Origin of the sequence: Pseudomonas typographi (genome assembly GCF_014694385.1) — a bacterium.
In the GTDB taxonomy this organism is placed as follows: Bacteria; Pseudomonadota; Gammaproteobacteria; order Pseudomonadales; family Pseudomonadaceae; genus Aquipseudomonas; species Aquipseudomonas typographi.
The window spans coordinates 64,713-86,428 of sequence record NZ_JAAOCA010000010.1; the positions used below are offsets into that span (position 1 = coordinate 64,713).

General features: G+C 64.2%; 18 protein-coding genes. 7 read left to right on the forward strand and 11 right to left on the reverse strand.

Going from position 1 to position 21,716, the window contains the following annotated elements:
• Nucleotides 1-194 precede the first annotated feature (194 nt).
• Nucleotides 195-980, forward strand: a complete 786-nt coding sequence (locus HAQ05_RS28625; protein ID WP_338050185.1) for a hypothetical protein — start codon at nucleotides 195-197, stop codon at nucleotides 978-980.
• Nucleotides 981-1,291: 311 nt separating this feature from the next.
• On the opposite strand, the gene HAQ05_RS09845 is transcribed toward HAQ05_RS28625, so the two are convergent.
• The 10 genes from HAQ05_RS09845 to ccoN all read right to left on the reverse strand — a co-directional run bounded on the left by HAQ05_RS09845 (nucleotide 1,292) and on the right by ccoN (nucleotide 10,912).
• Complete coding sequence (locus tag HAQ05_RS09845) at nucleotides 1,292-2,338, reverse strand: endonuclease/exonuclease/phosphatase family protein (protein WP_190419912.1); 1,047 nt, start codon at nucleotides 2,336-2,338, stop codon at nucleotides 1,292-1,294.
• Nucleotides 2,339-2,532: 194 nt separating this feature from the next.
• On the reverse strand, nucleotides 2,533-3,228 hold the full coding sequence (locus HAQ05_RS09850; RefSeq protein WP_190419914.1) for a sulfite exporter TauE/SafE family protein: 696 nt from the start codon (nucleotides 3,226-3,228) through the stop codon (nucleotides 2,533-2,535).
• Nucleotides 3,218-3,412, reverse strand: a complete 195-nt coding sequence (ccoS, locus tag HAQ05_RS09855) for a cbb3-type cytochrome oxidase assembly protein CcoS (RefSeq protein ID WP_190419916.1) — start codon at nucleotides 3,410-3,412, stop codon at nucleotides 3,218-3,220. Before ccoS ends, HAQ05_RS09850 begins: the two co-directional genes overlap by 11 nt.
• Nucleotides 3,391-5,826 (reverse strand): heavy metal translocating P-type ATPase, encoded by a 2,436-nt coding sequence (locus HAQ05_RS09860; RefSeq protein ID WP_190419918.1) that lies wholly within the window; start codon nucleotides 5,824-5,826, stop codon nucleotides 3,391-3,393. Before HAQ05_RS09860 ends, ccoS begins: the two co-directional genes overlap by 22 nt.
• Nucleotides 5,823-6,350 (reverse strand): FixH family protein, encoded by a 528-nt coding sequence (locus tag HAQ05_RS09865; protein ID WP_190419920.1) that lies wholly within the window; start codon nucleotides 6,348-6,350, stop codon nucleotides 5,823-5,825. The genes HAQ05_RS09860 and HAQ05_RS09865 overlap by 4 nt, the downstream gene beginning before the upstream one ends.
• A gap of 11 nt (nucleotides 6,351-6,361) precedes the next feature.
• Entirely contained in the window at nucleotides 6,362-7,759 is a 1,398-nt protein-coding gene (gene ccoG / locus HAQ05_RS09870) for a cytochrome c oxidase accessory protein CcoG (protein WP_190419922.1), read from the reverse strand.
• Entirely contained in the window at nucleotides 7,740-8,705 is a 966-nt protein-coding gene (ccoP, locus tag HAQ05_RS09875) for a cytochrome-c oxidase, cbb3-type subunit III (protein WP_190419924.1), read from the reverse strand. Before ccoP ends, ccoG begins: the two co-directional genes overlap by 20 nt.
• On the reverse strand, nucleotides 8,702-8,857 hold the full coding sequence (locus HAQ05_RS09880) for a cbb3-type cytochrome oxidase subunit 3 (RefSeq protein ID WP_190419926.1): 156 nt from the start codon (nucleotides 8,855-8,857) through the stop codon (nucleotides 8,702-8,704). The genes ccoP and HAQ05_RS09880 overlap by 4 nt, the downstream gene beginning before the upstream one ends.
• Before the next feature lie 4 nt (nucleotides 8,858-8,861).
• A complete protein-coding gene (gene ccoO, locus HAQ05_RS09885) occupies nucleotides 8,862-9,473 on the reverse strand; it encodes a cytochrome-c oxidase, cbb3-type subunit II (RefSeq protein WP_190419928.1) in 612 nt (203 codons plus the stop codon).
• Nucleotides 9,470-10,912 (reverse strand): cytochrome-c oxidase, cbb3-type subunit I, encoded by a 1,443-nt coding sequence (gene ccoN / locus HAQ05_RS09890; RefSeq protein WP_190419930.1) that lies wholly within the window; start codon nucleotides 10,910-10,912, stop codon nucleotides 9,470-9,472. Before ccoN ends, ccoO begins: the two co-directional genes overlap by 4 nt.
• Nucleotides 10,913-11,164: 252 nt before the next feature.
• Between ccoN and HAQ05_RS09895 the strand changes: the two genes are divergently transcribed.
• A complete protein-coding gene (locus HAQ05_RS09895) occupies nucleotides 11,165-11,824 on the forward strand; it encodes an alpha/beta family hydrolase (RefSeq protein ID WP_190419932.1) in 660 nt (219 codons plus the stop codon).
• Between the two features lie 56 nt (nucleotides 11,825-11,880).
• Here HAQ05_RS09895 and HAQ05_RS09900 read toward each other — a convergent pair whose 3' ends face one another.
• Nucleotides 11,881-13,446, reverse strand: coding sequence for a methyl-accepting chemotaxis protein (locus HAQ05_RS09900; protein ID WP_190419934.1), 1,566 nt, complete (start codon nucleotides 13,444-13,446; stop codon nucleotides 11,881-11,883).
• Between the two features lie 318 nt (nucleotides 13,447-13,764).
• Here HAQ05_RS09900 and gyrA point away from each other — a divergent pair, with 318 nt between their 5' ends.
• From gyrA to cmk, 5 genes are all read left to right on the forward strand, one after another.
• Nucleotides 13,765-16,422, forward strand: a complete 2,658-nt coding sequence (gyrA, locus tag HAQ05_RS09905) for a DNA gyrase subunit A (RefSeq protein ID WP_190419936.1) — start codon at nucleotides 13,765-13,767, stop codon at nucleotides 16,420-16,422.
• Between the two features lie 93 nt (nucleotides 16,423-16,515).
• A complete protein-coding gene (gene serC, locus HAQ05_RS09910; protein ID WP_190419938.1) occupies nucleotides 16,516-17,598 on the forward strand; it encodes a 3-phosphoserine/phosphohydroxythreonine transaminase in 1,083 nt (360 codons plus the stop codon).
• Nucleotides 17,598-18,692, forward strand: coding sequence for a prephenate dehydratase (gene pheA, locus HAQ05_RS09915; protein ID WP_190419940.1), 1,095 nt, complete (start codon nucleotides 17,598-17,600; stop codon nucleotides 18,690-18,692). The genes serC and pheA overlap by 1 nt, the downstream gene beginning before the upstream one ends.
• A 13-nt stretch (nucleotides 18,693-18,705) precedes the next feature.
• Nucleotides 18,706-20,961, forward strand: a complete 2,256-nt coding sequence (locus HAQ05_RS09920) for a bifunctional prephenate dehydrogenase/3-phosphoshikimate 1-carboxyvinyltransferase (RefSeq protein ID WP_420825763.1) — start codon at nucleotides 18,706-18,708, stop codon at nucleotides 20,959-20,961.
• The gene (gene cmk / locus HAQ05_RS09925; protein ID WP_190419942.1) at nucleotides 20,958-21,644 is read left to right on the forward strand and encodes a (d)CMP kinase; all 687 of its coding nucleotides are present in this window, start codon (nucleotides 20,958-20,960) and stop codon (nucleotides 21,642-21,644) included. Before HAQ05_RS09920 ends, cmk begins: the two co-directional genes overlap by 4 nt.
• The last annotated feature ends 72 nt before the right edge of the window (nucleotides 21,645-21,716 follow it).

Sequence of the window (21,716 nt, forward strand, 5' to 3'; positions counted from 1 at the left end):
TAACCGAAAAACTATGGAAATTCGAAAACACAAGCCAGTTGGCGAATATTATTTTAACTGCACAGTTATTAAGCTTTGTATTTCCCTGGTTATTTTGGTCGGTAAAGCTGTCGCTGATAATTCTTGATCACAGCCTAAGCGTAACATTTACATATCCGATCGTTACGGTCGGCGTAGGAATGTGCGTTGCATCAATGATATTGTTGAACTGGGAAAGAACTTATTCTCTGATTGCTTTGGCGTCCGGTGCTGTACTGACGAGTGTATCTATAGCGTGGTCAAAGCAGGCGCTATGGGGATATTGGTCGGATCAAACAGCTTTTTGGTGGGGTACAGGACTTGCCGCTTTTGCATTATTGGGGGCCGACGTCTTGCTTTGGCTCTATTCTCATGTGTATCGCCACGACGGCAGCGGCTTCAACCGCCGCGATGGCATGGTGCGCATCGGCAGGCGCTTTCGCTCGCCCTTTGTCGCCCCCTTCTATGAGTTTGACCCAGTCATGCAACTCCAAATCCTGCCCTATGGCGGGCGTGATTATGTGTTGTGGCTGCACCACCGCTATACCAACACAAAAGTGTGTTTGGGCATGAAAATGCACAGCCTGGGCCTGGACAAAGCCAACCTCATGGCCTTCTGGGACACCCTCCAGCGTTACATGGATGTGGAGCAGCCCCTGCCAGACCTGCCCATTCTCGAACAAAGCCGCCACCTGGACCCTGTCACTGCTGCGCACGACAAGGCCACCGGCCGCCCGGAACGCTATTGGCGCGACCTGGACGTTGCCGCCTGGAAGCGTACCGAGGGGCGTAGGCTCCGCGAGCAGGTGGCGAATTATCCGTGGCAGCAACAGCCTTGCATCCTTCAGGCAAGGATCGACCCCAACTTGAGCATTGCCGCTTACTACAGAAGCCAGGAAGCCAAGGGCATCAAGGCCACGCCCAAGAGCAAGGATTTCGCTCATTTGGAATGGCCGGCATGACCGCGCTAGCAACGTACGTATTCAACCACCAGTAAATTGATAGCACTGAGTTGTCATCTCGACACAGTTCGATTTGAAAAAAACCTACGAGCGGCGTTGGCAGATGGTGTTTCACCAGGGCACATGGTATCCGTCTAAATGCCACGGCTAACACACCGCCGTGCCCATTGGGCCAGCTGCCAGCCAGATAGAACTCACTTGCCTTTCAGTGGCTCGGCGCAAGCGCCTTGAGCCGGTACAAGGTTCTGTCACCGAAGCAGGCCACGTCACTGGCGGCTCGCTTATGGCCAGGATTGGCCTCAGGGGGCGGGCTAGAGCAGGGTATCCAGATACGCATCCGTATCATCAGTGCCCAGCTCGATCCACATCGGTAGGTGGTCGCTGATTCGGTAGGTACGCCAATCCGTAAAGCTGCGCCCAGGTTTCTCGGCTCTCGTGGTGGCATAGGCTGCTTCATCGGCCTTGCGATAGACGCTTTCAAAGAAATCGAAAACACCGGCTCGGCCAGTGGGCTTTAAGCGCGAGAGTTTCCGGTAGTACGCAATTTGATCGTAGTGCTTGTTCTTCGCGACGTTCGAGCCCGGTATGTTCTGAAGGGCCTGGGGAATTTCGAAGCCGGCCTGCTTGATTGCCTCAAGCGTTGCGTCACCCAGGGCGAAAATATTGAAGTCGCCCAGCAAAATCAGATTATCCGGTTCTGGAGGTTGCCCAGGGGTGCGTTGCGGGGCGGCGCTGAACTGAGCAGCGTTGGCAGCGATCGTTTTCCCTAATTCCGTTATCTCGGCCAGGCGACGTGGATCGACCTTTCGGGCGGTTCCGTAGTAGATATGCACCGTCGCCAAGGTGAGGTAAGCCCATCCAGAGCGAAAGCTCGCGATGTAGGGTGAACGAGCTAATTGCACGGGCTCTGCAGGTTCGGTTCTTCCCCGAGGCAGAACCAGCTCAGCTGCCAGCCCGTTGAAGTTGACCTTTCGTTTGTCGTAGAGGTACGCCATTCGCTCGCCGTTGCCGGCATCGCCCAAGGTGACGTCTGTAACCAGAAAATCCCAATCATCGCCCAGCAGCTGTTTCACGTGCTGAAGCGGATACAGGCCTCCTCGGACTTCTTGAATCGCAATGAGATCGAAGCGACTTATGATCTCGACGATGTAGAAATAGGCCTCTTCATCACGGTAACCGTATTTCCCGGAATCGAACTCCCGGATATTCCACGTTGCCAGCAACAGCGTTCCGGTTGCCGATCGCTCAGGTACCCCCTGGGCACCGCCGAGTTGGGCCCTTAAGCGCTTAAGTCCATCGATGATGCGTTTGCGCACTTCAAGGTCGGAAATGTTACGAAGGCCGGCATAGTAGGGCATGGCTGCACCTGGAACGAGTGGCGGAGTAGGCCAGTGTAGGAGGGGCTTTGCGCGGCTGCGAGATGCCGTAGCGGCACCCATACAGGCCCCCGGTGGAGCTCGGAACGGTGGCATTACAGTACCTGATTAACTACGTGTTGTACTTATCCATCAGAGAGGGTGCGCGGAAGGCCAGAGCGGAGTTCCAGGCCGGATCAATGCCCATGGCCCCACCCCATCAGCCAGTGCTGATGGGGCCCCGGTAGGCTCCACAAGCCAAACCCCAACACCAGCAGGCCCGCCGCCATGCGCACGCCGCGCCGCCGCAGCACCGCTAACATCCCCTGGCCGGCGAGCCCGGTGGCGAGCATCACCGGCCAGGTGCCCAACCCAAACGCCAGCATCAGCGCCGCACTTTTCACGGCATCGCCCTGGGCGGCGCTCCACAGCAGCACGCTGTACACCAGCCCGCACGGCAACCAGCCCCATAGGCCGCCCAAGGCCAGGGCCTGGGACAGGGTGCGTGCCGGCAACAGGCGCCGGCTGAGCGGCTGCAGGTGCCGCCATAGGCCACGGCCGAGGGCCTCGATGCGTGTGAGGCCGTGCCACCAGCCAGCCAGGTACAGGCCCATGGCGACCAACAGCAACGCGGCGAGGGTGCGCAGCACGGCCAGCGCCGGGGTGTGCGCCACCGCCAGGCCCAGGCCGCCGAACAGCAGCCCGGCCAGGGCGTAGCTGAGCACCCGGCCCAGGTTATAGCCCACCAGCAGCGGCCAGTGCCGGCCCTGCCCGGGTGCGGCGGCCAAGCTCAGGGCGCCCATCAGGCCGCCGCACATGCCCAGGCAGTGGCCGCCGCCGAGCAAGCCCAGCAGCCAGGCGCTGGCCAGCGCCGGCAGCCAGTCAACGCTCATCGCGGCGGCGCTCGGCTTGCTCGACACCGGCGTGGTGCGCCGGGTCATCGTCATCGAACAAAATGCGCTGCGCCGGGCTGTCGAGGTCGTCGTACTGGCCGCTGTCCACCGCCCAGAAGAACAGATAAAGCGCCACCCCCACGATCAGGAACGCGGCGGGGATCAACAGGTAGAGCGCGGCCATGTCGGCACCTCCTGTGCAGTGGCAGGCGGGGTGCGGCCCAGGCGCAGGGCATTGAGCACCACCGCCAGGGAACTCACCGACATGCCCAGGGCCGCCCAGGCCGGCGTGATCAGGTCGAACGCGGCGAACGGCAGCACCAACGTATTGTACAGCGCCGCCCAGGCCAGGTTTTGCAGCACGATACGCCGGCCCCGGGCGGCCAGGGCGAAAGCGCGCGGCAGGCTGGCCAGGTCGTTGCTGAGCAGTACCGCATCGGCGCGGGCCTTGGAAAGGTCCGTGCCTGCACCCATGGCGATGCCCACATCGGCGGCCGCCAGCAACGGCGCATCGTTGGCCCCGTCACCGACCACCAGGACCCGCCGGCCCTCTGCCCGCAGGCGCTGCAGGGCGCTGAGTTTTTGTTCGGGGGTGAGCCCGCCTTCGGCTTGCACGTCTAGTTGCGCCGCCACCTCGGCCAGCGCCGGGGAGCGGTCGCCGGAGAGGATCAGCACCCGCCAGCCGCGGGCCCGGGCATAGTCGACCAGCGCCGGTGCCTGGGGCCGCAAGCGGTCGTGCACGGCGAACCAGGCCAGTGGGCCCTGGCCGTTGCCCAACAGCAGCCATTGGCCGTGGTTCGTAGGTAGCTTGGGCGCGGCGGTGCCGGCCAATTGGCTGACGAAGGCCGGGTCGCCCAGGCGCAAGCGCTGCCCGGCCACCACGCCTTCCAGGCCGCGGCCCGGTTCGCTGTGTACCGCTTCGGCGACCACCGGCGAGGGCCCGAATGCTCGTGCCAACGGGTGATCTACTGGCGCCTGAAGGGCCGCCGCCCAGTCCAAGGCCTTGGCTGCCGGTACGGCGCCCAGTTCCAGCACCTGTTGCAAGGTAGGCTGGCCTTCGCTCAAGGTGCCGGTTTTGTCCAGCACCAAGGTGTCGATACGGTTCAGGTTTTCCAGCACATCGCCGCGCAGCACCAGCAGGCCCATGCGTTGCAGGCTGGCTGTGGCGGCGGTGAGGGCGGTAGGGATCGCCAAGGATAAGGCGCAGGGGCAGGTGGCAACCAGCAGCGCCAGCACCACCCAAAAGGCTTGGCTCGCATCTAGCCAGCTCCATACCGCGCCGAACAGCGCTGCCAGTAACAGGCTGCTGCCGAGGAACACCTGGGCTGCGCGATCTGCCCATTGCGCCAGCGCTGGCTTTTGCGCCTGGGCCTGTTCCAGCAGCCGCATGATGGCCGACATCCGCGTGCCGCTGCCGGTAGCGGTGACCTCGATCAACAGCGCGCTGCCCAGGTTGAGCGTGCCGGCGTTCACCGCCTCGCCCGGGCCGCGCGCCTGGGCTTGCGATTCCCCGGTAAGCAGGGCTTCATCGAGCTGCGCCTGGCCGGCCAGGATCACCCCGTCGGCCGGCACTTGGCCGCCGCCTGGCACCTGTACGCGGTCGCCAGGGCGTAGTTCGGCCAGCAGCACCCGTTCGGCTTCGGCCCCGGGCACGCAACGCAGGCAGGTAGCCGGCAGCAGCCGCGCCAACCCTTGGCTGCCGACCAACGTGCGTTCACGGGCCCGCCGCTCAAGGTAGCGGCTGCCGAGCAGAAACAACGCGAACATGCCCACGGTATCGAAATACAGCTCGCCTTGGCCGCTGATCGCCGTATAGATGCCGGCCCCGTAAGCCAAGCCGATGGCCAGCGCCGCCGACAGGTCCATGCTCAAATGGCGTGCCCGCAATGCCCGCCAGGCGCCACGAAACAGCGGGCCACAGCTGTAGAACACAATGGGGGTGGTGAGCATAAAGGCCGCCCAGCGCAGGATCTGGTGCAGCGCGGGGGAGAGGTCGAGGTTGAATTCCGGCCAGGTCGCCATGGTCGCCATCATGGCCTGGAACCATAACAGGCCGGCCACCCCAAGGCGGCGCAAGGCGCTGCGGTTTTCGGCGGCTAACGCATCGCTGGCGGTGTCTGGCTGCCAGGGTTCGGCCCCGTAGCCCAGGGCCTGCAACTGGCCGATCAGTTCGCCCAAGCCAAGGGCTGGCGCTTGCCAGCGAAGGTGCAGGCGGTGGTTCGCCAGGTTCAACTGCACCTGCTGCACACCGGGCAGTTGGCCCAGCTTGCGTTCGATCAGCCAAGCACAGGCGGCGCAGGTGATGCCCTGCACCCGCAAGGTGGCTTCGCGGCCTTGCCCGGCGCTGTGGGTGAACTGCGCGGTGAGGTCTGGGCGGTCGTACACCGCCAATTCCGCCAGTGCTGGGCGGGCGAGTTCGCGGGGGTTCAGCGAAGGGCCATCGCGATAGTGGTAGAACTGCTCCAGGCCCGCGGCGGCGATGGTTTCGGCCACCGCTTGGCAACCGGGGCAGCAGAACTCGCACACCTGGCCCGCCACGCTGGCGCGGTAGCGCCCCGGGTAGGCCACCGGTAGTTGGCAATGGTAGCAATTGATCATGGCGCGGGTTGCCCCAACTCGCCGCGCAGCGGTTCGTCGCCCAACCGCGTGGCGGTGCCCGGCCGCAGCCACTGTTCTTCGAACAAACGCCACGGTTGGCCGTTCTGCTCGCCCAGCAGTTCAACGAAGCGCCGCCCGCTTACCGGCGCTTGCAGGTGGCCCAGATAATGGCCGGGTTGCCCGCTGAAGTTCAGCACCACTTGGCTGTCTCGGTCAGGTTGGGTGGGTGAGAGCAGGTTGAGGGTTAGCGTTTGCGGCTGGCTATTGCCACCCAGTTGCAGGTCTACCTGGCCGGTCAGGCTGTCGATGCGCAGTAGCGCTTGTTGGCCCAGTTGCCGGGCGCGCTGCTCGCGCTCCAGGCTGCGGTCGATGCCAAGGCCGGCGGCGTAATAGTGGTCGTTGACCAGGCCGTCGGCTTGGCGCAGGGAAATGAACACCATCAACAGCGTGGCGCCGATCGAGGCCGCCATCAGGCCAAAAATCAGCCATGGCCAGCGGTGGCGGTACCAAGCGTGGGGGTTCATGGCGGCCTCGTTCACGGTGTGGGGCCGGTGAAACGGCTGTCGGCGGCCACCTGGGTGTTGCCATCGAGCAGGTGAAAGGTGACGGTGGCGGCGCTGCCTGGCCATTGCTTGGGGGCCACCGACAAGGCCACCACCACGTTGAGCTGGCTGCGCGCCGGCACGTTCAACTGTGTATTACCGTGTAACTGCAAGCCAGGCAAGCCGCTGGCGTTGAGCTGGTAGGTGTGGGCGCTGGCGGTTTTGTTCATCACGGTTAGGCGGTAGACGTTTTCCAGGCGGCCTTCGGCGTTTTCGCGGTAGAGCAGGCGGTCTTTGGCGACGTCCAGTGCCACCGGGGCGCGGTAGGCCAGGGCCGTGCCGAGCGCCAGTAGCATCAGCGCCAATACGGCGCCATAGCCGAGCAGGCGTGGGCGCAGTGTAGAGCGTCTTTCGCCGGCCAGGGCGCGCTCGCTGGTGTAACTGACCAGGCCTTTCGGATAATTCATCTTGCCCATCACCTCGTCGCAGGCGTCGACGCAGGCGGCACAGCCGATACAGGCCACCTGCAGGCCGTCGCGGATGTCGATGCCCGTGGGGCATACCTGCACACACAGGGTGCAGTCGATGCAGTCGCCCAGCCCTTGCGCCTGCGCGTCGCTGCCAGGCCGGCGCGGGCCGCGCGCCTCACCGCGGCCGGCATCGTAGGCCACGATCAGGCTGTCGCGGTCGAGCATCACACTTTGGAAGCGCGCATAGGGGCACATGTGCACGCACACTTGTTCGCGCAGCCAACCGGCGTTCAGGTAGGTGCCGGCGGTGATGAGTGCCACCCAAAAATAGGCCCAGCCCGCCGCTTGGCCGGTGAAAAAGCCCGACAACAGGGCCCTTGCCGGGCTGAAATAGGCGACGAAGGCAAGCCCGGTCGCCAGCGCCAGGGCCAGCCATAACCCGTGCTTGGCAGCGCGGCGCAGGGCCTTGCCGGCCGACCACCGCGCGGCGTCCAGGCGCAGGCGTTGGCGGCGCTCGCCTTCGGTGATTTTTTCGCACCACAGGAACAACCACGTCCACACACTTTGCGGGCAGGCGTAACCGCACCATAGGCGGCCGGCATACACGGTAGCGAAGAACAGCCCGAAGGCGGCGATAATCAACAGGCCGGCCAGCAAAATGAAGTCTTGTGGCCAGAACGTGGTGCTGAAGATATGGAACTGGCGCTGTGGCAGGTCCCACCACACCGCCTGGCGCCCTTCGACCTGCAACCAAGGCAAGCCGAAGAACAGCGCCAGCAGCACGGCCCCGACGCACTGGCGCACACGGCGAAAACGCCCCGCCGCGGTGCGCGGTTGGACCTTACGGCGGGCGGCGTACAGCGGCGCCGGTTCGGCGTCCAGCGCCTGCACGGCAATGCGCTTATCGCTCGGCGTCGCCATGGGCGAGGCTCCACACGTAGGCCGCCAGCACGTGCACGCGGTCATCGCCCTGCAGCAGTTGTTGCGCCGGCATCTGCCCCTGGCGGCCGTTGGCGATGGACTCGCTCACCTGCTGGAAGCTCGAACCGTAGATGAACGCATCAGCATGGATGAGGTTCGGGGCGCCCATGGCGGGGTTGCCCTGTGCGTCTTGCCCATGGCAGAGGGCGCAGGTGCCGGCGAACAGTTTCTGGCCGTTGCTGGCGTCTGCCTTCACCCCTTCAGGCAGTGGGCGCCGGTTAAGCTGTAGCACATAGGCGGCCACATCGGCGACCCCCTGCGCACCGAGCACCGGGCCCCACGGCGGCATGATACCCTGGCGGCCCTTGAGGATACTGGTTTTGATCGCCTCGGGGGTACCGCCCCAGCGCCAGTCTGGATCGGTAAGGTTGGGGAAACCGAACGCCCCGCGTGCATCCAGGCCGTGGCACAGGGCGCAGTTCGAGGCGAACAGGCGCTCGCCCATGCTCATGGCCCGTGGGTCTTTGGCCAACTGTTCGATCGAGGTGGCGGCAAAACGCGCCAGCAGCGGCCCATACTGGGCCTGCGCTTGGGCTTGCTCACGCTCCCACTGGTGCACCGAGCTCCAGCCCTGGCGGCCGTTGGCGAATTCGAGCTTTTTGCTTTCATCCAGGTAATCGTACCCCGGCAACAACCCCACCCAATTGCCCAGGCCCGGGTAGAGGGCCAGGTAGCCCAGGGCGAATACCAGGGTGGCAACGAACAGCCACAGCCACCAGCGCGGCAGCGGCGCATCGTATTCCTCGATGCCATCCCAGCTGTGGCCTAGTGGTTGATCGGGTTTGTCGTTGGGCTGGCCGCGGCGGGTAGACCACAATAGCCAGACCATGGCCAGTAGCGTGGCCAGGGTGAGTACGCTGATGTACACGCTCCAGAAGGTGCTCACAGGTCGCGCTCCTGCTCTTCGTCGGCAAACGGCAGGCGCGCGGCTTCGTCGAAACCGGCCTTGCGCTTGCCGCTGAAGGCCCAGGCGAACAGGCCGATGAACGCCAACAAAACGATCAGGGTGCCAATACCACGCAGGGTTCCGATGTCCATGGGTTCACCGTTTACTCTTGATCAGGGTGCCGAGGCTTTGCAGGTAGGCGATCAGTGCGTCCATTTCAGTCTTGCCCTCGACCGCGGCGGCCGCGCCGGCGATGTCCGCGTCGCTGTAGGGCACGCCCAGTTCGCGCTGTACCTGCAGCTTGGTGGCAGTTTGGCTGCTGTCGAGCAGGTTGCGCTCCAAAAAGCCATAAGCCGGCATCACCGATTCGGGCACCACCGCGCGTGGGTCGCGCAGGTGCACCCGGTGCCAGTCGTCGGAATAGCGCCCACCCACCCGGGCAAGGTCCGGGCCGGTGCGTTTGGAACCCCACAAAAACGGGTGGTCCCAGGCGCTTTCGCCGGCCACTGAATAATGCCCATAGCGTTCGGTTTCGGCGCGCAGCGGGCGGATCATCTGTGAGTGGCAGCCCACGCAACCGTTGGCGATGTAGACATCGCGGCCTTCCACTTCCAGCGCGGTGCGCGGTTTCATGCCGATGATCGGGCGGGTGGTCACGTCCTGGAAGAACAACGGCACGATCTGCGTCAGCCCGCCAACACTCACGGCCAGCACCATCACCAGTGCCAGCAGGCCCATGTGTTTTTCCAGGGTTTCATGCTTGATCATCCCTTTACCCCTTGCCCAATGTACGCGGCCTGCGCGGCCGCGGCCGGCTCGCTGGCACGCACGGTGCGCCAAGTGTTCCAGGCCATCACCAGCATGCCGCTGGCGAAGCAGCCGCCGCCGAGCAGGCGCACTGCATAGCCGGCGTGGCTGGCCTGCACGGCCTCGACGAACGAGTACATCAAGGTGCCGTCGTCGTTCACCGCGCGCCACATCAGGCCCTGGATGATGCCATTGACCCACATGGCGGTGATGTACAGCACCGTACCCACGGTGGCCAGCCAGAAGTGCAGGTTGATCGCGCCTACGCTGTGCATCTGCGGCCGGCCGAATACCCGCGGTAGCATGTGGTAGGTGGAGCCGATGGTGATCATCGCCACCCAGCCCAGGGCGCCGGAATGCACGTGGCCAATGGTCCAGTCGGTGTAATGGGAGAGCGCGTTGACGGTTTTGATCGCCATCATTGGCCCTTCGAAGGTACTCATGCCATAAAAGGCCAGCGCCACCACCAGAAAGCGCAGGATCGGGTCGGTGCGCAATTTATGCCAGGCGCCGGAGAGGGTCATCATGCCGTTGATCATGCCGCCCCAACTGGGCACCAGCAGGATGATCGACATGACCATGCCCAGGCTTTGCGCCCAGTCGGGCAGGGCGGTGTAGTGCAGGTGGTGGGGGCCGGCCCAGATATAAATGGTGATCAGCGCCCAGAAGTGCACGATCGACAAGCGGTAGGAATAGATCGGCCGCTCGGCCTGCTTGGGCACGAAGTAATACATCATCCCCAAAAAGCCGGTGGTTAGGAAAAAACCTACCGCGTTATGGCCATACCACCATTCGATCATCGCGTCGGTGGCACCGGCATAGGCCGAATACGACTTGAACAGGCCGGCGGGCAACGAGATGTGGTTCACCACGTGCAACAGCAGCGTGACGATGATGAATGCCCCGTAGAACCAGTTGCCCACGTAGATATGCCGGGTTTTGCGCCGGGCAATGGTGCCAAAGAACAGCCATGCATAGGCCACCCACACCACCGCTAGCAAAATCGCCACCGGCCACTCCAACTCGGCATATTCCTTGGAGGTGGTGTAGCCCATCGGCAGGGTGATCACCGCCGCCACCAGTACCGCTTGCCAGCCCCAGAATACGAAGGCCGCCAACCGGTCCGAGATCAGCCGCACCTGGCAGGTGCGCTGCACCACGTACAACGATGTGCCGAACAAGGCGCAACCGCCAAAGGCGAAGATGACAAGGTTGGTGTGCAGCGGGCGCAGGCGCCCGAAGCTTGTCCAGCCAAGGTCGAAGTTAAGCTGCGGCCACACCAATTGGGCGGCGATGAACACGCCCACCGCCATGCCCGCGATGCCCCAGGCAACGGTCATCACGGCGAATTGGCGCACTACGGTGTAGTTGTAGGCCATCGGGCCGGCGGGTGAAGTCATGGCATGGGTTCCACAGCTGGGAGTGAGATCTGGAAACGGGCAGCAGTATGGGTAAAGCCCTACGCGGGCGCAACGCGGCGCGCGGCCGCTGGGCAGGTGGGCGAGGTGGCGCGTGTGGTTATAGGCCGCCGGCACCGGGCGGTGAGCGGACTGTATATTTTTGTTGTCCAACTGGTCAAGAATTGGCGATGTCGAAACTGGAGGAAAACCGTCGAAAGGTGCACAGTGCGGGCTTTAAGGGAGACGTACGAAATGCCTGACCAGTGGCTCGAACGTGTGCACGACAACGGCTGGCTGTGGGACAGTCCCCCAGGGCAGCCGGCCGGCGAGGCCCGCAGTTGTTTGATCCTGGCCCATGGCGCCGGGGCACCGATGGACAGCCCGTTCATGAACGCCATGGCGCGCAACCTTTCGCAGTTGGGCATGGACGTATTGCGTTTTGAATTCGACTACATGGCCCAGCGCCGGGCCGGGGGCGGCAAGCGCCCGCCCAACCCACAAGCGCGATTGCTCGAAAAGTGGCGGGAGGTTTATGCCTTGGCGCGCACGCAGGTCAGCGGCACGCTGGCCATCGGCGGTAAATCCATGGGCGGGCGCATGGCCAGCTTGCTGGCAGACGAACTGGGCGCCGATGCCTTGGTGTGCTTGGGTTACCCGTTCTATGCCGCTGGCAAACCGGAAAAACCACGGGTGGAGCACCTGCGTACACTGGCCACGCGCAGCTTGATCATCCAAGGCGAGCGCGACGCGCTGGGCAACCGCGCCACGGTCGAAGGTTACACCTTATCGAGCCAGGTCGAGCTGTATTGGCTAGCGGCCGCCGACCATGACCTCAAACCGCTGAAAAGCTCGGGCTACAGCCATGAGGACCACCTGCTCACAGCGGCGGACCGAATAGCAGCGTTTTTATAGAACAGCGGCGGCACGCTCACCCCCATCGCTCAATGCCGCGTTCAGCCCGCCGCGGGTTACCTATTGAAGCGCTCTACAAGCGAGTACTGGCCACTGGCGGTGCCAGCCAGTTCTTCGCTGAGCCGCGCCGAGCGTTGGGCTTGGCCGGTGGTCTCGAGGGCCAGGGTGGCGATGGTGGCCACGTTGCGGCTCACTTCTTCGGCCACCGCACTTTGTTCTTCGGTGGCGGTGGCGATCTGGGTGGTCATGTCGGCGATATTGGCCACCGCTTCGCTGATACCCACCAAGGCTTCATCGGCCTGTTGCACGCGGGCTACACCTTCTTCGGCCTGGCGCCGACCGTTCTCCATGGTTTGCACCGCTTCGCCGGCGGTTTGCTGCAGCTTGGCGATCAGCCCGTGGATCTGCCCGGTGGATTCAGCGGTGCGTTGCGCCAACTGGCGCACTTCATCGGCGACCACGGCAAAGCCCCGGCCCATTTCCCCGGCCCGGGCCGCTTCGATGGCCGCATTGAGCGCCAGCAGGTTAGTCTGGTCGGCGATGCCTTTGATCACATCCACGACACCGCCGATTTCATCGCTGTCCCGGGCCAGTTGGGTCACGGTCAGCCCGGTTTCACCCACCGCCACCGATAATCGCTGGATCGCCTCGCGGGTTTCCCCGGCGATGCCGCGGCCCTCACGGGTCAGGCGGTTGGCTTGTTGGGTGGCATCGGCGGCGCGTTGCACATGGCTGGCCACTTCCTGGGTGGTGGCGGCCATCTGGTTGATCGCGGTAGCCACCTGGTCGGTCTCGGCCTTTTGCCGGTCGAGGCCACCGGCACTGGCGTGGGCCAACTGGTCGCTCTGCCGGGCTTGGTCGGTAAGGTGCTCGGCGCTGTCTTGCAAGCGGGTGAGGCAGGTGTGCAGGCGCGCCTGTTGGCTGAGCATGGCCAGTTCCAGGCGGCCCTGGGCGCCGCGGCTGTCGGTGTACATGCGGGCGATCAGCGGGTCGCTGGTGCTTTGCTCGGCCAACCGTAGTAGGCGCTTGAGGCCGCGCTGCTGCCAACGCAGCCCCAACAGGCCCAGCGGTACCGAGCATAGGGCGGCCAGCGCAAAGCCCCAGCCACTGCCCAGGTAAAAGCCGATCACGAACGCCAATTGGCTGACCACAATGAACGGCAACCAATCGAGCAGCATCGGCAGCCAGCGGTCCCGTGCCGGCACTGCGGCCTTGCCGGCGTTGAGCCGGGCGTACAGGGCTTGGGCGCGGCCGATTTGCTCGGGCGTGGGCTTGACCCGCACCGACTCGAACCCCACCACCTGGTTGTTTTCGAAAATCGGCGTGACATAGGCATTCACCCAATAATGGTCGCCGTTCTTGCAGCGATTCTTCACCACGCCCATCCAGGGTTCGCCGGCCTTGAGCGTTTGCCACATATGCGCGAACACCGCCGCTGGCACGTCGGGGTGGCGCACGGCATTGTGTGGTGCACCGACCAAGTCTTCGCGAGCGAAACCGCTCACCGAGATGAAAGCTTCATTGCAGTAGCTGATGATCCCCCGGGCATCCGTGGTGGAAATCAAGCGCTGGCTGGCTGGGAAGGTGCGTTCGCGGTCGGTGACGGGCTGGTTGTTGCGCATGGCGGTTTCGCTTCTATGAGGCTTTTGCGCGTTATCGGCCGGCGCTTGCGAAACTGTAGCGCGGTGTGCCCTGGCGGCGTGCAGGGCGGCCAAGCCGGGCGCGCGTAATGGGGGTATTCGCCGTCAGAGGCCGCCAGGCCCTGCACAACGCCTTTAACGCTAAAGTCAATAGGCAACCAAGGGGGATTGGGGATAGGCCCTTGGCGGGCGCTGTGGTAAGATCCGGCGGTTTACAGTGGGGCCATTGCCAACGGGCCTCGCTCGCGCAATTCGAGACGAAACCTTGCGGTTTCACCAGAAAAAGGAATCAGGCTTCTCATGGGCGATCTGGCCAAAGAAATCCTGCCGGTCAATATCGAAGACGAGCTGCGGCAGTCCTATCTTGACTATGCGATGAGCGTTATCGTCGGGCGGGCCCTGCCCGATGCCCGCGACGGCTTGAAGCCGGTACACCGCCGGGTGCTCTTCGCGATGAGCGAGCTGGGCAACGATTGGAACAAAGCCTACAAGAAATCGGCCCGCGTGGTCGGTGACGTGATCGGTAAATACCACCCCCACGGCGACACCGCCGTGTACGACACCATCGTGCGTATGGCCCAGCCCTTCTCGCTGCGCTACCTGCTGGTCGATGGCCAGGGCAACTTCGGCTCGGTCGACGGCGACAACGCCGCGGCCATGCGCTACACCGAAGTGCGCATGACCAAGCTGGCCCACGAGCTGCTGGCCGACCTTCATAAGGAAACCGTCGACTGGGTGCCCAACTACGACGGCACCGAGCAGATCCCGGCGGTGCTGCCCACCAAGGTGCCGAACTTGCTGGTCAACGGTTCCAGCGGTATCGCCGTGGGCATGGCCACCAACATTCCGCCGCACAACCTCGGCGAGGTGATCGACGGCTGCCTGGCGCTGATCGACAACCCCGAGATCAGCATCGATGAACTGATGCAATACATCCCCGGCCCGGATTTTCCCACCGCCGGCCTGATCAACGGCCGCCAGGGCATCATCGAGGCCTACCGCACAGGCCGTGGCCGCATCTACATGCGTGCCCGCTCCACTGTCGAAGACATCGACAAGGGTGGCCGCGAGCAGATCGTGATCACCGAGCTTCCGTATCAGCTCAACAAGGCACGGCTGATCGAGAAAATCGCCGAGCTGGTAAAAGAAAAGAAACTCGAAGGCATCACCGAGCTGCGTGATGAGTCCGACAAGGACGGCATGCGGGTCGTTATCGAGCTGCGCCGTGGCGAAGTGCCGGAGGTGATCCTCAATAACCTCTACGCGCAAACCCAACTGCAAAGCGTGTTCGGCATCAATATCGTCGCCTTGATCGATGGCCGGCCACGCCTGCTGAACCTCAAGGACCTGCTCGAAGCCTTCGTGCGCCACCGCCGCGAAGTGGTCACCCGGCGCACGGTGTTCGAACTGCGCAAGGCCCGCGAGCGGGGCCATATCCTGGAAGGCCAGGCGGTTGCCCTGTCGAACATCGACCCGGTGATCGCACTGATCAAGGCCTCGCCCACGCCATCGGAAGCCAAGGAAGCGCTGATCACCACGCCGTGGGAGTCGAGCGCCGTGCAGGTGATGGTCGAGCGCGCTGGCGCCGATTCCTGCCGCCCGGAAAACCTCGACCCGCAGTACGGCATGCGCGACGGCAAGTACTTCCTGTCGCCCGAACAGGCCCAAGCCATTCTCGAGCTGCGCCTGCACCGCCTGACCGGCCTGGAGCATGAAAAACTGCTGGCTGAGTATCAGGAGATCCTCAACCAGATCGGCGAACTGATCCGCATCCTCGGCAGTGCCGAACGGCTGATGGAAGTGATTCGCGAAGAACTCGAAGCCATTCGCGCCGAATTCGGCGATGTGCGCCGCACCGAAATCATCGACGCGCGCCTGGACCTCACCCTCGGTGACATGATCCCCGAAGAAGATCGGGTGGTGACCATTTCTCACGGCGGCTACGCCAAAACCCAGCCGCTCGCCGCCTACCAGGCCCAGCGCCGCGGTGGCCGGGGCAAGTCTGCCACAGGCGTGAAAGACGAAGATTACATCTCCCATTTATTGGTGGCTAACAGCCATACCACCCTGCTGCTTTTCTCCAGCAAGGGCAAGGTGTATTGGCTCAAGACCTACGAAATCCCCGAAGCGTCCAGGGCCGCCCGTGGCCGCCCGCTGGTCAACCTGCTGCCGTTGGGCGAGGGCGAGTACATCACCACCATGCTGCCGGTGGAGGAGTACACCGAGGGGCACTTCATCTTCATGGCCACCGCCGGTGGCACCGTGAAGAAGGTGCCGCTGCAGCAGTTCAGCCGCCAGCGTAGCGTGGGCCTGATCGCCTTGGAACTGGACGAGGGGGACGTGCTGATCAGCGCCGCCATCACCGACGGCTCACGCGAGGTGATGCTGTTCTCCGACGCCGGCAAGGTGACACGCTTCAATGAAACCGACGTGCGCCCGATGGGCCGCACCGCCCGTGGCGTGCGTGGCATGCGCCTGGCCGATGGGCAGAAGCTGATCTCGATGATCATTCCGGAGCAAGGCAGCCAGATCCTTACCGCCTCCGAGCGTGGCTATGGCAAGCGCACCGCGATTGCCGAGTTCCCGCAATACAACCGCGGCGGCCAGGGCGTGATCGCCATGGTCAGCAACGACCGCAACGGCCGTTTGGTCGGTGCCGTGCAGGTGCTCGAAGGCGAAGAGATCATGTTGATTTCCGACCAGGGCACCCTGGTGCGTACCCGCGTGGGCGAGGTGTCGAGCCTGGGCCGCAACACCCAGGGGGTGACGCTGATCAAGCTGGCCAGCGACGAGAAGCTGGTGGGCCTGGAGCGTGTGCAAGAGCCTTCGGAAGAGGAACTGCTGGAGGTCGAAGGCCAGGCGCTGGAAGGCGAAGAGGGTTTCATCAGCGAGGCCGACGTGCTCGACCAGCAGGCCGATGACGACAGCGCGCCGGACGCCGACGACACCCCGGCCTAAAAAAATCGGCGCCCTACCGTCGAGGGCAGGGCGCCGTGGTCTCAGGTATTACCCCCCCGACCCTGGGTCGAGTATTCAAGAGCGAGAGTGGATGTGAGCAACCGAGCCTTTAATTTCTGCGCCGGCCCCGCCGCGCTTCCTGAAGCCGTTCTCAAGCGTGCCCAGGCCGAAATGCTCGACTGGCATGGCAAAGGCCTGTCGGTCATGGAAATGAGCCACCGCAGCGATGATTACGTGGGCATCGCCGAGGCGGCCGAGCGCAACCTGCGCGAGCTGCTGTCTATTCCGGCCCACTACAAAGTGTTGTTCTTGCAGGGCGGCGCCAGCCAGCAGTTCGCCGAGATTCCGCTGAACCTGCTGCCTGAAAACGCCACCGCCGACTACATCGACACCGGTATTTGGTCACGCAAAGCCATCGATGAAGCGCGCCGCTACGGCCCCGTAAACGTGGCCGCCAGCGCCAAGCCGAGCAACTATATGGACCTCCCTGCCCAAGCGCAGTGGCAGCTCACCCCCGGCGCTGCGTACATCCACTACGCCAGTAACGAAACCATCGGTGGCCTGCAGTTCGGTTGGGTGCCGCAAGCCGATGCCCCGCTGGTGGTAGACATGTCTTCAGACATCCTCTCGCGCCCACTGGACGTGACCCAGTTCGGCATGATCTACGCCGGTGCGCAGAAGAACATCGGCCCCAGCGGCCTAGTGGTGGTGATCATTCGCGAAGACCTGCTCGGCAAGGCCCGCGCGGTGTGCCCGACCATGCTCAACTACACCATAGCCGCCGAGCATGGCTCGATGTACAACACCCCTGCCACCTATTCCTGGTACCTGGCCGGGTTGGTGTTCGAGTGGCTCAAGGAGCAGGGCGGCGTCGGCGCCATGGAACAGCGCAACCGCGCCAAGAAAGACCGCCTTTACGCCTTCATCGATAACAGCGATTTCTACAGCAACCCGATCGCCCCCGCGGCACGTTCGTGGATGAACGTGCCGTTCCGCCTGGCCGACGAGGCCCTGAACAAAGCCTTCCTGGCCGGCGCCGACGCCCGCGGGCTGCTCAACCTAAAAGGCCACCGCACCGTCGGCGGCATGCGCGCTTCCATCTACAATGCCCTGGGCCAGGATGCCATCGAAGCGCTGGTCGCCTACATGGCCGAATTCGAGAAGGAGCGCGGTTGATGGCTGAACAGGAACTCAAGGCACTGCGGCTGCGCATCGACAGCCTCGACGAAAAGATCCTCGAGCTGATCAGCGATCGGGCGCGCTGTGCCGAAGAAGTGGCACGGGTCAAAACTGCCTCGCTGGCCGAAGGCGAAGTGCCGGTGTTCTACCGGCCCGAGCGCGAAGCCCAGGTGCTCAAGCGGGTGATGGAGCGCAACCGTGGCCCGCTGTCCAATGAGGAAATGGCCCGGCTGTTCCGTGAAATCATGTCGTCGTGCCTGGCCCTGGAAAACCCGCTCAAGGTTGCCTACCTGGGGCCGGAGGGCACTTTCACCCAGGCCGCCGCCGTCAAGCACTTCGGCAACGCGGTGATCAGCCAGCCGATGGCGGCGATCGACGAAGTGTTCCGCGAGGTGGTCGCCGGTGCCGTGAATTTCGGTGTAGTGCCAGTGGAGAACTCCACCGAAGGTGCGGTCAACCACACCCTGGACAGCTTCCTGGAGCACGACATTGTGATTTGTGGCGAGGTGGAGCTGCGCATCCACCACCACCTGCTGATTGGCGAGAACACCAAGACCGATGCCATTACCCGCATCTACTCCCACGCCCAGAGCCTGGCGCAATGCCGCAAATGGCTCGATGCCCATTACCCCAACGTGGAGCGGGTGGCGGTGGCGAGCAACGCGGAGGCCGCCAAGCGGGTCAAGGGCGAGTGGAACAGCGCCGCCATCGCCGGCGACATGGCTGCCGGCCTTTACGGCTTGAACCGCCTGGCCGAGAAAATCGAAGACCGCCCCGACAACTCCACGCGTTTTTTGATCATTGGCAGCCAGGAAGTGCCCCCCACCGGTGACGACAAGACCTCGATCATCGTTTCGATGCGCAATAAACCCGGCGCGCTGCACGACCTGCTCATGCCCTTCCACGAGAACAACATCGACCTCACCCGCATCGAAACGCGCCCCTCGCGCAGCGGCAAGTGGACGTATGTATTCTTCATTGACTTCGTCGGCCACCTGCGCGACCCGCTGAGCAAGGCGGTGCTCGAACGCATCAGCCAGGACGCGGTGGCCCTCAAGGTTTTGGGGTCTTACCCCAAAGCCGTGCTCTGAAACGGGCCTGCGCATGAGTGAACGGCAAGGCGCCAGCGCCCCCGCGGCCCCCATGCCGGCACTCGGCCGCCTGGTGGTGGTAGGCCTGGGTTTGATCGGCGGTTCATTCGCCAAGGGCATGCGCCAGAGCGGGCTGTTCCGCGAAGTGGTGGGTGTAGACCTCGATGCACCGTCGCGCCAGCGCGCGGTGGAACTTGGCATTACCGACCGCTGCGAGGCGGACCTGGCCACCGCCTGCGTCGGTGCCGACGTTATCCAACTGGCGGTGCCGATCCTGGCCATGGAAACACTGCTAGGGCGGCTGGCGGGCCTGGAGCTTGGCCATGCAATAATCACCGACGTCGGCAGTGCCAAGGGCAATATCGAGCGAGCTGCGCGGGCGGTATTCAGCGCCCCGCGCCTGGCCCGCTTCGTGCCCGGCCACCCGATCGCCGGTTCTGAGAAAAGCGGCGTGGAGGCGGCCAACGGCGGGCTGTTCAAGCGCCACAAGGTGATCCTCACCCCGCTCGATGAAACCGAGCCCGAGGCGCTGGCGACCGTCGACCGGTTGTGGCGGGCGTTGGGCGCGAGCGTTGAGCACATGCCCATCGAGCGGCACGACGAAGTGCTGGCCGCCACCAGCCACTTGCCGCACCTGCTGGCCTTCAACCTGGTCGACTCGTTGGCCCGGCGCCACGAAAACCTTGAGATTTTCCGTTATGCCGCCGGCGGCTTTCGCGATTTTACCCGTATCGCCGGCAGCGACCCGCTGATGTGGCACGACATCTTCCTGGCCAATCGCGACGCGGTATTGCGCCAACTCGACGTGTTCCGCGATGACCTCGCCACCCTGCGCGAGGCCGTGGCCGAAGGCGATGGCCATCACTTGCTGGGCGTGTTCACCCGTGCCCGCGCGGCCCGTGAGCACTTTGGCAAGATCCTCGCCCGGCGCGCCTACGTCGAAGCGCCCGGCAAGGGCGAGGTGACCTACGTAGGCCAACCGGGCGGCATGCTCCGTGGCAGCCTGCGGATGCCGGGAGACAAGGCCATCTCGCACCGGGCGATCTTGCTGGGCTCGATCGCCGAAGGTGTTACACAGATTGAAGGCGTTGTTGAAGGCGAGGACTCGCTCGCCACGCTGCAAGCCTTGCGTGACATGGGCGTGGTCATCGAAGGTCCGCAACAAGGCCGGTTGACGCTCCACGGCGTGGGCTTGCATGGCCTGCAGGCACCGCCTGGGGCGCTGTACCTGGGTGGCTCCGGTATGTCCATGCGCCTGCTCGCCGGGTTATTGGCCGGGCAACGCTTCAGCAGTGAATTGGCTGGAAACGCATCGTTGTCACGCCGGGCGATGGCCCGTGTGGCCACCGCGCTCGGGCAGATGGGAGCGAAGGTCGCCACCGCCGAAGATGGCCGCCCACCGCTGCGCATTCAGGGTGGCCAGGCGTTGCGTGGCATCGACTACAACCCGCCGGTGGCCAGTACCCAGGTAAAGTCCGCCGTGTTGTTGGCCGGGCTCTACGCCCAGGGCAGCACCACCGTGCGCGAAACCGCGCCCACGCGTGACCACACCGAACGCATGTTGCGCACCTTCGGCTACCCCGTGCACACAGAGGCTGGCGCCCTGCAGCTAGAACCGGGGCGGGCGCTGCAAGGGGCGCAGGTCGAGGTGCCGGGCGACCTCTCCAGCGCGGCCTTTTTGCTGGTGGCGGCGAGTATCGCCCCAGGCTCCGACCTGCTACTGCACAATGTCGGGGTGAACCCGACCCGCACCGGGGTGATCGACATCTTGCGCCTGATGGGCGCGGACATCACCTTTGAACAACCTCGCCTGCTCGGCAACGAACCGGCCGCCGACATCCGCGTGCGCAGTGCACTGCTCAAGGGCATCGACATCCCGGATGCCCTGGTGCCGCTGGCGACCGACGAGTTCCCCGCGTTGTTCGTAGCCGCCGCCTGCGCCCAGGGGCGTACCGTGCTGCGCGGCGCCCACGCGATGCAGGTAAAGCAAACCGACCGCCTGCAAGCGATGGCCGAAGGTTTGCAAGCATTGGGCATCACCTGCCAGACACAACCGGGTGGCATCATCATCGAAGGTGGCCAACTGCAAGGGGGTGAAGTGAACACCCAGGGCGACCACCGGGTGGCCATGGCCTTTTGCGTGGCGGCCTTGTGTGCCCAGGGCGCGGTACGGGTGCGCGGCTGCGCCAGCGTGGCCAGCGCATTTCCTAATTTCATCGGCCTGTGCGCACAGGCCGGGTTGCACGTGGTAGAAGAGGGACAGATGTGAATTTTCATGCACCGGTCATCACCATCGACGGGCCCAGCGGCTCGGGCAAGGGCACCGTCGCCGGCAAGCTTGCCGAGGCACTGCACTGGAACCTGCTCGACTCGGGCGCCTTGTACCGCCTGCTGGCCTTCAACGCCGGCAACCATGGCGTAGACCTCACCAACGAGGCCTCGCTGGTGTTGCTGGCCGAGCACCTCGATGTGCAGTTCATCGCCGGGGGCGGCCTACAACTGGACCGCATCGTTCTCGAAGGGGAAGATGTAACCCAGCTCATCCGTAACGAGCGGGTGGGCGCCGGCGCTTCACAGGTCGCTGCATTGCCCGCCGTGCGCGAGGCGCTGCTCAAGCGCCAGCGGGCCTTCCGTGAAGCGCCAGGGCTGGTGGCAGACGGCCGCGACATGGGTACGGTGGTATTCCCCGACGCGCCGCTGAAGTTCTACCTCACCGCCAGCGCCGAGGAACGTGCCCGCCGCCGATACCTGCAGTTGAAGGCAAAGGGCGATGATGTTAATCTCGCGAGTCTACTCGATGAGATACGTGCGCGTGACGAACGCGACATGCAACGCGCGGTGGCGCCGCTCAAGCCGGCCCCCGATGCGATCCCGCTCGACTCCACTGAGCTTTCCATCGAGCAGGTGCTTGACCGAATCCTGAGCGAGGCCGAATTGCGCGGCCTGGCTTGAAGCAAGAAAGCCCGCGGGGGACCAGCCCAAGTAGCTAAGGCTACTGCCCCCGCAGGCTTTCTTTTACTTGAA